The sequence below is a fragment of the Erythrobacter sp. NE805 genome (assembly GCF_046452355.1).
Classification (GTDB): domain Bacteria; phylum Pseudomonadota; class Alphaproteobacteria; order Sphingomonadales; family Sphingomonadaceae; genus Erythrobacter.
The window spans coordinates 651,888-666,362 of the sequence record NZ_JBKFDI010000001.1 but is presented as its reverse complement, the minus strand read 5'-3'; the positions used below and the strand labels follow the sequence as shown (position 1 = coordinate 666,362).

The window sequence follows — 14,475 nt, the reverse complement described above, 5'->3', positions numbered from 1 at the left end:
GCGCGCAACACAAGAGAGAGGTGAAGCGCATGATGACTGGGGCCGCGGCGGGGGGAAGTGTGGTCCAGATCGCGGTGTGCCTCGGCGTCACGCTCGCCATCGCGCTCGCCACTTGGGCGACCGTACGCCGGAGCGGGCACGACGGGTCGAGAAAGGACGTCTATCTCGCCGGGGGCAAGCTGAACTGGCTGTTCGTCGCGGGCGCGATCACGCTCACCAACCTCTCGACCGATCAGCTCGTGGGCATGAACGGCAACCAGATGCTGCTGCTCGCCTGGTGGGAGATCAGCGGCTTTTTCGGCCTGCTGATCCTCGCCTATGTGTTTGTGCCGATCTATTACCGCGCCAGGGTCACCACCGTGACGGAGCTTCTCGAGCAGCGCTATGGCGGCGGCGGCATCCGCACGCTGGTGTCGGCGATCTTCCTGTTCGGGATGGTGCTGATCTACCTCCCCGCGGGGCTCTATTCGGGGGCGCTGTTCCTCAAGACCGCGGGGATCGACCTGCCGATGCTGGTGCTGGCGGGCTTCCTCGGTGCGGTGGCGGCCGCCTATACGATGAGCGGGGGCCTCAGGGCGGTGGCGGTGATGGAGACCTATTCCGGCGTCGGCGTGCTCGCCATCGCGGTGCTGATCGTGATCCTTGCGCTCAACGCCGTCGACTGGGACATCGCGCGCGGCGTCCCGCCGGAGCGCCTGACGATGATCGGCGCCGCCGACAGCCCGATCCCCTTCCACACCCTGTTCACCGGCATGATCTTCATCCAAATCTACTACTGGTCGACGAACCAGCCGATCACCCAGAAGGCGATGGCCGCCCCTTCGGTCAGGGAGGCGCAGAAGGGGGTGCTGGCGGCGGCCGTGGTGCGCATCTGCATCATCCCGGCGATCGTGGTGATCCCCGGCGTGGTCGCCTTCCAGCTGTTCGGCGACATCGACGATGCGGCCTATGGCAGGCTGGTCGGCGAGGTGCTCCCCCCGTGGCTCTCCGGCGTGTTCGCCGCCGCCATCGCCGCCGCCGTAATCGCCCACACGGCGGCGGTGATGAACGCGGCCGTGGGCCTCTACGCGGTCGATTTCCACGAGAAGTTCGTGCGCCCCGTCGCGGACCACCGCCGGCTTTCGAGTTCCGTTACCGGTATCCTCACCGTCACCTCGATCGCGCTGGTCCCGGTTTTCGAGAATGCCAACAGCATCATCAACCTCCTCCAGCAATTGAACGGCCTCTCCTCGATGCCGATCCTGTCGGCCTTCGTCGTCGGGCTGCTGTTCACCGGGGTCGCGAGCCGCGCGGCCATCGTCGGCGTGCTGTGGGGCTTTGCGCTCTACGCGCTCTACACCTTCGCGTGGCAGCCCTCGGGCGGGATCGCGCTCCACTACATCGACTTCATGGTGGTGACGCTGGCCTCGAGTGTCATCGTCGCGCTCGCCTTCAACCGGCTGGCGCTGGGCGGCCGGGCGCAGTTCGCCCCGCGCAAGGTCTTCGCGCAGCTTGCGGAGAAGGCCGCGGCATGACCCTCGACCCCGCCCGTCCTCACCGCCGCTACAACCCGCTGACCGGCGGCTGGGTGCAGGTCTCGCCGCAGCGCATGGGGCGGCCGTGGCAGGGCGAGGTGAGCGCGCCCGACCCGCTCCCGCCCGCCTATGACCCGGCCTGTTACCTGTGCCCCGGCAACGCCCGGGTCGGCGGCGAGGCGAACCCGCCGTATGAGGGCGTCTACGTCTTCGCCAACGACTTTGCCGCGCTCGCGGACGCGCCGGGCGGAGCGGCGAGCGACGACCCGCTGCTGCGCGCCGAAGCCTCGGGCGGCGTGTGCCGGGTGATCTGCTTCTCGCCCGACCATGGCCGCTCGCTCCCGCGCCTTGCGCCGCCGCAGATCCGCGCGGTGATCGACACCTGGGCCGACCAGACCGCCGAACTCGGCGCGCGCTTCGCCCATGTGCAGGTGTTCGAGAACAAGGGCGCGATGATGGGCTGCTCCAACCCGCACCCCCACGGACAGGTCTGGGCCACCGCCCACGTCCCGCAGGAGCCCGCGCAGGAGGACGCGATGCAGCGCGCCTGGCTCGCCGAGCACGGCCGCCCGCTGCTGCTCGAGGTCGCGGAGCGCGAAGCCGAAGGCGAGCGCGTGGTCGCAATCAACGACGACTGGCTCGCCGTCGTGCCCTTCTGGGCGGCCTGGCCCTTCGAGACGCTGCTCCTGCCGCGCTTTCCCGTCGCGCGGATGCCCGACCTCGCGCCCGGCCAGCGCGACAGCCTTGCGGCCATCCTCAAGGCGCTCGCCACCCGCTACGACAATCTGTTCCGGACCAGCTTTCCCTATTCGATGGGCTGGCACGGCGCGCCCTTCGTGGAGGGGCCGAGCGACCACTGGCAGCTCCACGCCCACTTCTACCCGCCGCTGCTGCGCTCGGCCTCGGTGCGCAAGTTCATGGTCGGCTACGAGATGCTCGCCGAGCCGCAGCGCGACCTCACCCCGGAGCGCGCCGCGCAGATGTTGCGCTCCGCCGACGCCCTCGTGCATTACGCCGACTGACCCTGCCAGAGTGAGACCCGATGGATCGCCGTGACCGCCTGATCGCCCGCGCCCGCCAGGGCTACCGCCTCGCCTACGGGGTCGAGCCGACGCGCTTCTTCGCCGCGCCGGGCCGGGTCAACCTGATCGGCGAGCACGTCGACTACAACGACGGCTACGTGCTCCCCTGCGCGATCGACCGCGAGACGATCGTCGCATTGGGCCCGCCCGCCAAGGACGCCGCGGTGCCGCGCTTCGAGGCGGTCGCGCTCGACATGGGCGATATGGCAAGCGCGCGCGACGCCTTCGACCTCGCGGGCAAGATCCCCCCGGGCGAGAACAACTGGCAGAACCACGTGCGCGGGGTGGTGCAGGCGATCGGGCGCTACGGGCACCGCGTCAAGCCGGCGCGGATCGCCATCGCGGGCGACGTGCCGATCGGCGCGGGGCTCTCGTCCTCCGCCGCGTTCGGCGTGGCGGTGGGCCTTGCGATCTCGGAATATTCGGGGCTCGGCCTCGCCCCCGAGATGCTCGCCAAGATCGCCCAGATCGCCGAGAACGACTTCGTCGGTTGCGCCTGCGGGATCATGGACCAGATGGCCTCGGCCGCCTCGGTCGAGGGGCACGCGCTGCTGCTCGATTGCCGCACGCTCCAGACCCTGCCGATCCCGATCCACCCGAGCCTCGCGGTGACGGTGATCGACACCGGGATCCGCCGCAGCCTCACCGAAAGCGCCTTCAACCAGCGCCGCGCCGAATGCGAGGCGGCGGCGCAGCACTTCGGGCTGAAGGCGCTGCGCGATCTCGATGCCGGCGCACTCGCGGCGGCCGAGGGCCGGCTCGACCCGGTGCTCTTCCGCCGCGCGCGGCACGTGGTGGGCGAGATGGAGCGTGTGGAGCCGATCGCGACCGCGCTCGCGACGGGCGATGCCGCGACGCTGGCAGCGGTGCTGCACGAGGCGCACGTTTCGCTCTCGGAGGACTTCGAGGTCTCACTCCCCGCGATCGATCGGCTCGCCGCGCTGGTCCGCGAGGGGCTTGGCGAGGCCGGGGGGGTGCGGCTGACCGGCGCGGGGTTCGGCGGGTGCCTCGTCGCGGTGGCGCGGCGCGATGCCCGTCCGGCGATCGATGCCGCGATCGCGCGCTACAACGCGGCCGGTTCGGGGCTCCCCGCCTCGGCCGAGACCTTCAAGCCGATTTCGGGGGCCGCGCCGATCGGCGCAAGTTGATGAAGTCCATCTGAGCGCCGCTCTGCCGGCATCCGTCAACTTGCGGAGCGCTGCGGACGATTTACAGATATAAAAATACCTTTATATGGTCCTCGCACAGATGGTGATCGAGGACATCTTCAAGGCGCTGGGCGATCCGACCCGGCTGCGCATCGCCCGCCTGCTCGGCGCGATGGAACTCGCCGTGGGCGAGCTTGCGCAGGTGCTCGGGCAGAGCCAGCCGCGGGTCTCGCGCCATGTCGGCATCCTGTGCGATGCGGGCCTTGCCGAGCGCCGCCGCGAGGGCTCGTGGGTGTTCCTGCGCCAGAGCGAATCGCGCGGGAGCCTGATTCCCGCGATCCAGCAGCTCCTCGCGCTCGCCGAGGCCGAGGAGCCCGGCTTTGCCGCGCTGTGCGAGGCCGACCGCCGCAAGCTCGCCGCGATCCGCGACGCGCGCGAGGCGGCGGCGGAGACCTATTTCGCCCGCCACGCGAGCGAGTGGGACGAGCTGCGCGCGCTCCACAGCGCGGATTCGGAGGTCGAGCGCCGCCTCGCCGAGGCGCTCGCCGACGCGCCGCTCGGCAGCCTGCTCGACATCGGCACCGGCACCGGCCGCATGGCCGAGCTCTTCGCGCAAGCCGCCGACCGCGTCGTCGCGCTCGACAAGAACCTCGAGATGCTGCGCGTCGCCCGTGCCAAGCTCCAGCACCTGCCCGCCCACCTGATCGAGCTGGTGCAGGGCGATTTCGCCGCGCTGCCCTTTGCCGACGGCAGCTTCGACACGGTGATCCTCCACCAGGTCCTGCACTTCGCGCCCGACCCCGCCCCCGCGCTCGCCGAGGCGGCGCGGGTGCTGCGTGGCGGCGGGCGGATCGCGATCGTCGACTTCGCGAGCCACGACCACGAGGAGCTGCGCACCCGGCACCAGCACGCGCGCCTCGGTTTCTCGGACCGCCAGATGGCCGAGCTGCTGCGCGGTGCGGGCTTCACCGCCGGGCCCCCCCTCGCGCTGGAGGGCGGCGAGCTGGTGGTCAAGATCTGGACCGCCCGGCGCCGCGCCCACGCCGCCATGCTGAAGACCCCCGCCCTGGAATCCGCCAAATGACCCCGACCCTCGACCAATTGCAGGAATACCGCACCGCGACCGACACCCCGCTGTTCTCGGGGCTCCCGGGCGATGTCGCGGTGAGCTTCGAGTTCTTCCCGCCCAAGAGCGAGAAGATGGAGGAGCAGCTGTGGGACGCGGTCACGCAGCTGAAGCCGCTGGCCCCGAGCTTCGTCTCGGTCACCTACGGCGCGGGCGGCTCGACCCGCGAGCGCACCCATGCGACGGTCGCGCGGATCATCGCCGAGGCGAAGCTCCCGGCAGCGGCGCACCTCACCTGCGTCGCGGCGAGCAAGGCGGAAATCCGCGAGGTCGCCGAGCAGTATTGGGAAGCGGGCGTGCGCCACATCGTCGCGCTGCGCGGCGATGCGGGCGAGCCCGGCGCGCCCTTCACCCCGCATCCCGAAGGCTATGCGAGCGCCGCCGAGCTGGTCGCGGGGCTCAAGGCGATCGCCCCCTTCGAGATCTCGGTCGCGGCCTATCCCGAGTGCCACCCCGACGCGCTCTCGCCGCAGGACGACATCGACAACCTGAAGCGCAAGCTCGACGCCGGCGCGACCCGCGCGATCAGCCAGTTCTTCTTCTCGGCCGAAACCTTCTTCCGCTTCCGCGACGCCTGCGCCGCGGCGGGGATCGCGGCGCCGATCCTTCCCGGCATCCTCCCCGTGACCAATGTTGCCCAGGCGCGGAAGTTCGCGGGCGCCTGCGGGGCGGCGATCCCGGCGTGGATGGACGGGCTGTTCGAGGGCCTCGACGCGCGCCCCGCCGCCCGCCAGTTGGTCGCCGCGACGGTCGCCGCCGAGCTGTGCCGCCGCCTCTACGCGGGCGGGGTGCGCGACTTCCACTTCTACACCCTCAATCGCCCCGAGCTCGCCTATGCGATCTGCCACCTGCTCGGGAAGCGCCCGGTTGCGGAGGCCGCCGCATGAGCGCCCGCGCCGCCCTCCTCGCCGCCGCGCGGGAACGCGTGCTGATCTTCGACGGCGCCTTCGGGACGCAGATCCAGGAGAGGAAGCTCACCGAGGCGGACTACGCCGGCGACCTCGGCCTCAGCGCCGACCAGAAGGGCAACAACGACATCCTCGCGCTCACCCGCCCCGACGTCATCGCCGACATCACCCGCGCCTATCTCGAGGCGGGCTCGGACGTGGTCTCGACCAACACCTTCTCGGCGAACCGCATCAGCCAGGCCGATTACAAGGCTGAAGGGCTGGTGCGGGAGATCAACGTGGCGTCGGGCCGCATCGCCCGCGCGCTGGCCGACGAATATGAGGCGAAGGACGGCAAGCCCCGCTTCGTTGCGGGCGCCATCGGGCCGACCAACAAGACCCTGTCGCTCAGTCCCGACGTCGAGGACCCGGGCTTCCGCGAGATCGACTTCGACGAACTCGTCGCGGTCTACAAGGAACAGGCCGAGGCGCTGGTCGAGGGCGGGGTGGACTTCATCCTCATCGAGACCGTGTTCGACACGCTCAACGCCAAGGCGGGGATCATGGCGGTGAAGCAGCTCGAGCGCGCGCTGGGCCGCGAGGTGCCGGTGATGATCTCGATGACGCTCACCGACCTGTCGGGGCGCAACCTCTCGGGCCACACGGTCGAGGCCTTCTGGTACGCGGTGCGCCACGCCAAGCCCGTCACCATCGGCCTCAATTGCAGCTTCGGCGCGGAGCAATTGCGCCCGCACGTGAAGGTGCTCTCGCAGATCGCCGACACGCTGCTGCTGATCTACCCCAATGCGGGCCTGCCCAACGAGCTCGGCGCCTATGACGAGGCGCCCGAGACCACCGCGGGGCTGGTCAAGGACTGGGCGGACCACGGCCAGGTCAACATCCTCGGCGGCTGCTGCGGGTCTTCGCCTGCGCATATTGCGGCGATCGCCGCGGCGGTGGCGCAGTCGAAGCCGCGCGCCATCCCGCAGCCCGAACCGGCGATGAAGCTTGCGGGGCTCGAGGCCTTCGTGGCGGCCTAGCACCGCACCCGCTCGTCCTGAGCTTGTCGAAGGACCGTCCTTCTTCGGGCTCTCGGCCAGACAGAAAGTGCAGCCCTTCGACAAGCTCAGGGCGAACGGAAGTAGAGAACCCAACCTGTGACCCAGTCCTCCTCCCGCTTCATCAATATCGGCGAGCGCACCAACGTCACCGGGTCGGCGGCGTTCAAGAAGCTCATCATGGCGGGGGACTATGCCGCCGCGGTCGAGGTCGCGCGCAGCCAAGTCGAGAACGGCGCGCAGGTGATCGACGTCAACATGGACGAGGGCCTGCTCGACGCCGTCCACGCGATGACGACGTTCCTGAAGCTTATCGCCGCCGAGCCCGACATCGCGCGCGTGCCGGTGATGATCGACTCGTCCAAGTTCGAGGTGATCGAGGCGGGGCTGAAATGCGTCAGCGGCAAGCCGATCGTCAACTCCATCAGCATGAAGGAGGGCGAGGACGCCTTCCTCCACCACGCCCGCATCTGCATGGATTACGGCGCGGCGGTAGTCGTCATGGCCTTCGACGAGACGGGGCAGGCCGACACCAAGCAGCGCAAGGTCGAGATCTGCAAGCGCGCCTACGACCTGCTGGTCGCCGAGGGCTTCCCCCCTGAGGACATCATCTTCGACCCCAACATCTTCGCGGTGGCGACGGGGATCGAGGAGCACAACAACTACGGCGTCGACTTCATCGAGGCGGTGCGCGAGCTGCGCGAGCTGTGCCCCCACGCGCATTACTCCGGGGGCCTCTCCAACCTCTCCTTCTCCTTCCGCGGCAACGAGCCGGTGCGCCGCGCGATGCACTCGGTGTTCCTCTACCACGCCATCCCCGCCGGGCTCGACATGGCGATCGTCAACGCGGGGCAGCTCGACGTCTACGACCAGATCGACCCCGCCCTGCGCGAGGCCTGCGAGGACGTGATCCTCAACCGCGACCCCGACGCCACGGAACGCCTCATCACGCTCGCCGAAAGCTTCAAGGGCAAGAGCGCGTCGGAGGAGAAGGCCGCCGAGGAATGGCGCGGCTGGCCGGTCACCAAGCGGCTCGAGCACGCGCTGGTCAAGGGCATCGACGCCCACATCGTCGAGGACACCGAGGAAGCGCGCCAGTCCGCCGCCCGCCCCATCGAGGTGATCGAGGGCCCGCTGATGGACGGCATGAACGTGGTCGGCGACCTGTTCGGCTCGGGCAAGATGTTCCTCCCCCAGGTGGTGAAGTCCGCGCGCGTCATGAAGAAGGCGGTCGCGCACCTCATCCCCTTCATCGAGGCCGAGAAGGACCTCCTCCCCGAGGAAGAGCGCAAGGCCAAGGGAAAGATCGTCATGGCGACGGTCAAGGGCGATGTGCATGACATCGGCAAGAACATCGTCGGCGTCGTGCTCCAGTGCAACGGCTACGAGGTGATCGACCTCGGCGTCATGGTGCCCTGGCCGACGATCCTCCAGAGCGCGAACGACAACAAGGCCGACATGATCGGGCTTTCGGGCCTCATCACGCCCTCACTGGACGAGATGGTGACGGTTGCCGAGGAGATGAGCCGCGCCGGCATGACCATGCCGCTGCTGATCGGCGGGGCGACCACCTCCAAGGTCCACACCGCGCTGAAGATCGACCCGGCCTATGAAGGCCCGGTGATCCACGTCCTCGACGCGAGCCGCGCGGTGGGTGTGGCCTCCAAGCTCCTCTCCGACACCCAGCGCGACGATTACGTCGCCGAGGTCGCCGACGAATACACCCATGTGCGCGATGCGCGCGCGGGCAAGAGCGCCTCGGTGCTGCTCAGCCTCGAGGAGGCGCGCGCCAACTTCTACGACGCCTTCCTCTCCGACAAGCCCGCGCCGCCCGAGCAGCCGGGCCTCCACGTCTTCCCCGACTGGGATCTCGCGCACCTGCGCGACTTCATCGACTGGACCCCGTTCTTCCGCGCCTGGGAGCTCCACGGCAACTACCCGGCGATCCTCAAGGACGAGGTGGTGGGCGAGACCGCGACCCAGCTCTTCGCCGATGCCAATGCGATGCTCGACCAGCTGATCGCCGAGAAGTGGCTCACCGCGCGCGGCGTCGCGGGCCTGTGGCCCTGCGCGCGTGACGGGGACGATGTTGTGATCCATGCTCCCCTCCCGCTTGCGGGAGGGGCCGGGGGTGGGCCCGAACCCGCCGCCGCGCAATTGCCCACCCCTAACCCCTCCCGCAAGCGGGAGGGGGACTTCGAGCACGTCCGCCTTCCCTTCCTGCGCCAGCAGGTCAAGAAGAGCCGCGAGAGGGCCAATATGTGCCTTGCCGACTTCATCGACCCCGCCGGCGACTGGATCGGCGGCTTTGCGGTCGGCATCCACGGGATCGACAGCCACTCGGCCCGCTTCCAGGCGGACAAGGACGACTATTCGGACATCCTCCTGAAGGCGCTCGCCGACCGTTTCGCGGAAGCCTTTGCGGAAGCCCTCCACAGCCACGTGCGCACCACGCTGTGGGGCTATGCGCCCAATGAGCAGCTCACCAACGAGGCGCTGATCAAGGAGGAATATCGCGGCATCCGCCCGGCGCCCGGCTATCCGGCCTGCCCGGATCACAGCCTCAAGCCGATCCTCTTCGACCTTCTCGATGCGCCCGCCAACGCCGGGCTGACCCTCACCGAAAGCTTCGCGATGTGGCCGACCGCAGCGGTCAGCGGCTTCTACTTCGGCCACCCCGAAAGCCAGTACTTCGGCGTCGCCCGCATCGGCCGCGATCAGCTCGAGGACTACGCCGCCCGCCGCGGCGTCAGCGTCGAACAGGCCGAGCGCTGGCTCCGGCCCAACCTTGACTGAGGCTGCCCTCATGCCCTCCTCGCTGCGCGCCGTCGTCCGCTCGCTCCAGGCCGAGGTGCCGGGCCTGTGGAACAACAAGCACCGCGTCTACAAGCGGCTGATCCGCCATTTCGGGCTGATGATGGAGCCCGAATTCGCGCTGCTTTCGCGCATCGGCCCGGTCGGCCTCGTCCTCGATATCGGCGCGAACTACGGCCAGAGCATCGAGGCGATCCGGCGCTGCTGCCGCCCCGCGCGGATCGTCAGCTTCGAGCCGCTCTCGGTGCTCGCCGAGGGGCTGGTGCGCGATTTCGGCGCGGACGGCAGCGTAAGGATCGAGAACTGCGCGCTCGGCGATGCGCCGGGCGAGCTCACCCTCCACGTGCCGCGCTACGGCGGCGCGGTGCTCGACGGGCTCGCCTCGACCGACCGGGCCTCGATCACCGCCTGGCTCGAAAACCCCGCGCTGTTCTGGAACTTCCGGCCCGAGAAACTCGCCTTCATCGAGAACCGCGTGCCCGTGCGCACGCTCGACAGCTTCGGCCTCGCGCCCGACGCGGTGAAGATCGACGTGCAGGGGATGGAGCTCGCCGTGGTCGAGGGCGGGATCGAGACCTTCCGCGCGTGCCAGCCGCTGACCATCGTCGAGGACCCGACCGACGAACTCGTCGCGCTGTTCCGCTCGATCGGGATGGAGCCCTACGGCTATTCCGCCGGGCGGCTGACGGGCGAGTGGCGGGGGCGGACCAACACCGTGTTCCTGGGCGCGGCGATGAAGGCGCGGCTGGGGCTGTAGAGCGTATGTCGGCGCGCGCGGTTTCGCGCTAGCAGGGGAGCATGATCCGCCGCCTGCTTGCCGCCGCCCTTCTCCTTGCCCCGCTCCCCGCGCTCGCCGGGGAGGCTCCGCCCGCCACCGTCGTCGTCGCCTTCGACCGCGAGGGGGTGCGCCCGCTGATCGTCGAGGGGCTGGCGAACAAGGATACGGGCCGCCCGGTCGAGGCGAAGGATCCGGTGCGGATCGCCTCGATCTCGAAGCTCATCATGGCGCTCACTGCGCTCAGGCTGGTCGACGAGGGCAAGCTCCGGCTGAACCGCGATGTCTCGGATTACCTCGGGTGGAAGCTGCGCTCGCCCTATCATCCCGAGGCGCCCGTCACGCTCACCCACCTGCTGATGCACCGCGCCGGACTGTCGGATGCGGGCGGCTATTCGATCCCGCTCGGCGCGCGCCTTCAGGCGAAGCTTGCCGACGCGGCCGCGTGGCGCGATGTCGGCCCCCCGGGTGCGGCGGCGTTCGAATATGCCAATCTCGGCGCGCCGGTGGTGGCGACGGTGCTCGAGGCGGCGTCGGGCGAACGCTACGACCGGCTGGTCGAGCGGCTTGTGTTCGCCCCGCTGGGGGTTAAGGCCTGCCTCAACTGGGTGGGCTGCGGGCCGGAGCTCGAGGCGCGCGCGGTGACGCTCTACCGCCACACCGGCGAGGTCGCGGTGGACGCGCCCGAGCGGCTTCCGCCCGCCTGCACGATACCCGTGGCGGAGGGGCAGGCGTGCCGTCTCGAAAACTACGTCCCCGGCACCAATGCCTCGATCTTCGGCCCACAGGGCGGGGTGCGGATCGGGATGGTCGATCTGGCGAAGATCGGGCAGGCGCTGATGACCGCTGACAAGACGGGCTTCCTCAAGCCCGAGACCATGGCTGCGCTGGTGGCGACCGCGATCGGCGGGACGACCGGCCAGGCCGAGCTGTTCTGCCGCTACGGGATGGGCCTGCAGGTGATCGAGATGGGCGGCGTGCCCTGCGACGACACGCTGTTCGGCACCGGGGGGCCGTGGTTCGGCCACCCCGGCGAGGCCTACGGCCTGCTCTCGGGCCTGTGGATCGACGGCGCGGGCAAGCGCGGCTTCGCCTATTTCACGACCCAGGCCCCGCCCCCGGTGGGCGGGGAGGACACCGGGAACTTCACCCCGGCCGAGAAGGCGCTGATGAAGCGGGCGCTGGAGATCGCGGGGAGCAAGTAGAGCCGTTCGTGCTGAGCTTGTCGAAGCACTGCATTTTCTCCGAACCCCGCGCGGACCCTCAAGGAAGGCAGCCCTTCGACAGGCTCAGGGCGAACGGAGTTGGCGTGAAGCCCTAGGCCTCCGCCTTCACCCGCTCGCCCAGCTTCGCGATCAAGGGGCTTGCGAAGGGCTTGGTCAGCATCGTGCTCCCCACCGCCATCAGCAGGAGGGCGGTGAAGGTGGTCGGCGTGATGATCGCCTTGTCGAGCAGGATGTTCGAAAAGATGATCATGATCAGCGCCTTGGTCTGGAGCAGCCAGCCGATCAGCCAGGCCTCGGTGCGGCTCCAGCCGAGCAGGCGCCCGGCGATGTGGACGCCTAGCAATTTGCCCCCCACCGCCGCCGCGAGCAGCAGCGCGGCGACGCCGAACACGGCGAGGCCGCCGCCCTCCCACTGCGTGCGCAGGCCCGTCGAGAGGAAGAACACCGGCATGATCGTCAAGAGCACGATATTGCGGAAGCGGTCCATCGCCTCATGGCCGAACCACTTGGCGTCGAGCACCACGCCCGCGAGGAAGGCGCCGACCATGTAGTGCAGCCCAGACCAGTCGCCCGCGAAGCCGCAGACCGCGAGCCAGATCAGCCCGACCGGCCAGCGGTCGCTCTCCGACAGGCGCGCCATCACCCAGCGGATCGCCGCGGCGGCGAGGATGAAGCCGACCAGGAACACCGCCTGCCGCCCGATCCGCTCCCAGTCGAGCAGGATCAGCGCGAGCACGCCCCAGATCGCGATGTCGTCGAGGCTGGCATAGCGCAGGATGCGCTGGCCGAGCTGCTCGCGCAGGATGCCGAGCTTCTCCATCAGCAGCACGAGGATCGGGAGCGCCGTCACCGCGCAGGCCATGCCGATGCCGAGCAGGGCCTGCCAATAGGCGCCGTTGGGCCCGCGCCAGCCGGGGAATTGCAGGATGAGAACCGCCGCCGCCGTGCCCGCGAGCAGCGGCATCCCGAGCGCGAGCCCGGCGGTCAGCCCGGTCTCGCCGCGGTGCTTCCACGCGGCGGAGAGGTCGAGCTCGATCCCCGCGACGAAGACGAACAGCATCACCGCCCACCACGCGACGCCGTTCAGCGCGACGATCACGTCGGGCTTGAAGACGAAGGCGTAGTAATCGGGGAACACCGCGCCGAGCACGCCGGGGCCGAGCAGGATCCCGCCGACGATCTGGACGACGACGAGCGGCGCCCAGTAGTCGGTCTTGAACACGCGCCACACGAGCCAGGGCACGGCGAAGATGATCGTCAGGGCGATCAGGTAGATTTCTGTGAGGTTCATCCCGCCCGCGTGTCTATTCAGCCGCGCCGCGCGGAGCAAATGCGTTTTCCACACGGCAAACCGGCGTTCGCCCGATTGACGCGATGCAGCAATTCGGACAGGGCAGGGCCGTCTTCCGCGGCAGAAGCGATTCTGGCGCGGGCAGGCGAGCGGGAGAGCCCGATGCACCGGCCAGCCGGGGCAGAGGCGCCGAAGGAGCAACCGCCCCGGAAACTCTCAGGCCACCGGACCGCTCGGCTGCATGACACTCTGGAAAGCGTCTCTGGCACAGCGTCAGGGGCCACCGAAGGGGAGGCTGGTTGCGCTCGCGCGGCCCGCCGAAGCTCTCAGGTCACCCGACAGAGGGGGCAGTTATGGGGGAGTGCCGCAAGGGCGCTGCCGGACTGCCGTATTCTGCCGGGGACCATTCGAGTGAGCGACCACGACACCGACGATCTGATCGAAGACCTGCCGCTCGAGGCGCTGCCGCTCGATGCCTGGCACCGCGCGCGCGGCGCCCGGATGGTGCCCTTCGCGGGCTACGAGATGCCGATCCAGTATGAGGGCATCGTCGCCGAACACCTCTGGACCCGCGAGAGCGCCGGGCTGTTCGACGTCAGCCACATGGGCCAGCTCTATATCTCGGGCGAGGGCGTCGAGGCGGCGGTCGAGGCGGTGCTGCCGATCGACCTGTCGACGCTGAAGCACGGCAACCCGCGCTACTCGCTGCTGCTCGACGCGAACGGCGGCGTGCTCGACGACCTGATGGTCACGCGCTGGTCGGAGGGCTTCTACCTCGTCGTCAACGGCGCGACCAAGTGGGACGACATTGCGCACCTGCGTGAGCACCTGCCCGACGAGATCACCATCAGCCACATGGACGACACCGCGCTGCTCGCGCTTCAGGGCCCCAAGGCCTCCGCCGCGCTGGAGCGGCTCGTCACCGGCGACAGCCCGCTCGCCTCGCTGACCTTCATGAAGGGCGCGGCCTTCAAGCTCGGCAGCGTCGATGCGTGGATCAGCCGCTCGGGCTATACCGGCGAGGACGGGTTCGAGATCTCGCTCCCGGCCGAGAGCGTCGCTGCCGTCGCCGACCTGATCTGCGCCGAGCCCGAGGTGAAGCCGATCGGCCTCGGCGCGCGGGATTCGCTCAGGCTCGAGGCGGGCTTGCCGCTCTACGGCCACGACATGACGCCCGAGACCTCGCCGATCGAGGCGGGGCTACTGTTCGGCATCAACAAGCGCCGCCGCACCGAAGGCGGCTTCCCCGGTGCCGAGCGGATCATCCGCGAGATCGCCGAGGGCACGGCGCGCAAGTGGGTCGGCCTGAAGCTCGAAGGCCGCCTCCCCGCGCGCGAGGGCGCCGAGGTTTTCGTCGGCTCCAGCAAGGTCGGGGTCGTCACCAGCGGCGGCTTCTCGCCCACGCTCGGGGTGCCGATCGCGATGGCCTATGTCGCCACGCCGCAGGCCGCCACTGGCACGACACTCGAGGTGGAGGTGCGCGGCAAGCGCCTCGCCGCCACCGTCACCCCCACGCCTTTCGTCCCCCACCGCTATCACCGAGGGAGCTGACCC

General features: G+C 69.6%; 11 protein-coding genes and 1 riboswitch. Of the genes, 10 read left to right on the top strand and 1 reads right to left on the bottom strand.

Annotated elements, in window-relative coordinates:
- The first annotated feature begins 29 nt into the window (after positions 1–29).
- The 9 genes from ACLBKU_RS03010 to ACLBKU_RS02970 all read left to right on the top strand — a co-directional run bounded on the left by ACLBKU_RS03010 (position 30) and on the right by ACLBKU_RS02970 (position 11,609).
- Entirely contained in the window at positions 30–1,514 is a 1,485-nt protein-coding gene (locus ACLBKU_RS03010) for a sodium:solute symporter family transporter (protein WP_410178053.1), read from the top strand.
- Positions 1,511–2,536: a UDP-glucose--hexose-1-phosphate uridylyltransferase gene (locus ACLBKU_RS03005; RefSeq protein WP_410178052.1), complete on the top strand. Its 1,026-nt coding sequence runs from the start codon at positions 1,511–1,513 to the stop codon at positions 2,534–2,536. The genes ACLBKU_RS03010 and ACLBKU_RS03005 overlap by 4 nt, the downstream gene beginning before the upstream one ends.
- A gap of 20 nt (positions 2,537–2,556) precedes the next feature.
- Entirely contained in the window at positions 2,557–3,744 is a 1,188-nt protein-coding gene (galK, locus tag ACLBKU_RS03000) for a galactokinase (protein WP_410178051.1), read from the top strand.
- 100 nt (positions 3,745–3,844) lie between these two features.
- The gene (locus tag ACLBKU_RS02995; protein WP_410178986.1) at positions 3,845–4,828 is read left to right on the top strand and encodes an ArsR/SmtB family transcription factor; all 984 of its coding nucleotides are present in this window, start codon (positions 3,845–3,847) and stop codon (positions 4,826–4,828) included.
- Complete coding sequence (gene metF, locus ACLBKU_RS02990; RefSeq protein WP_410178050.1) at positions 4,825–5,757, top strand: methylenetetrahydrofolate reductase [NAD(P)H]; 933 nt, start codon at positions 4,825–4,827, stop codon at positions 5,755–5,757. Before ACLBKU_RS02995 ends, metF begins: the two co-directional genes overlap by 4 nt.
- A complete protein-coding gene (locus tag ACLBKU_RS02985) occupies positions 5,754–6,797 on the top strand; it encodes a homocysteine S-methyltransferase family protein (RefSeq protein WP_410178049.1) in 1,044 nt (347 codons plus the stop codon). Before metF ends, ACLBKU_RS02985 begins: the two co-directional genes overlap by 4 nt.
- Positions 6,798–6,914: 117 nt before the next feature.
- The gene (gene metH / locus ACLBKU_RS02980) at positions 6,915–9,611 is read left to right on the top strand and encodes a methionine synthase (protein WP_410178048.1); all 2,697 of its coding nucleotides are present in this window, start codon (positions 6,915–6,917) and stop codon (positions 9,609–9,611) included.
- A gap of 10 nt (positions 9,612–9,621) precedes the next feature.
- On the top strand, positions 9,622–10,386 hold the full coding sequence (locus tag ACLBKU_RS02975) for an FkbM family methyltransferase (RefSeq protein ID WP_410178047.1): 765 nt from the start codon (positions 9,622–9,624) through the stop codon (positions 10,384–10,386).
- A gap of 41 nt (positions 10,387–10,427) precedes the next feature.
- Positions 10,428–11,609 carry a serine hydrolase domain-containing protein gene (locus ACLBKU_RS02970; protein ID WP_410178046.1) on the top strand — a complete coding sequence of 394 codons (1,182 nt, stop codon included), beginning with the start codon at positions 10,428–10,430 and terminating at the stop codon, positions 11,607–11,609.
- A 112-nt stretch (positions 11,610–11,721) separates the two neighbouring features.
- On the opposite strand, the gene ACLBKU_RS02965 is transcribed toward ACLBKU_RS02970, so the two are convergent.
- On the bottom strand, positions 11,722–12,921 hold the full coding sequence (locus ACLBKU_RS02965) for a cation:proton antiporter (RefSeq protein ID WP_410178045.1): 1,200 nt from the start codon (positions 12,919–12,921) through the stop codon (positions 11,722–11,724).
- A gap of 239 nt (positions 12,922–13,160) precedes the next feature.
- A riboswitch (glycine riboswitch) is annotated at positions 13,161–13,273 on the top strand.
- Positions 13,274–13,332: 59 nt separating this feature from the next.
- On the opposite strand from ACLBKU_RS02965, the gene gcvT reads away from it, so the two are divergent.
- On the top strand, positions 13,333–14,472 hold the full coding sequence (gene gcvT / locus ACLBKU_RS02960) for a glycine cleavage system aminomethyltransferase GcvT (protein ID WP_410178044.1): 1,140 nt from the start codon (positions 13,333–13,335) through the stop codon (positions 14,470–14,472).
- Positions 14,473–14,475 lie beyond the last annotated feature (3 nt).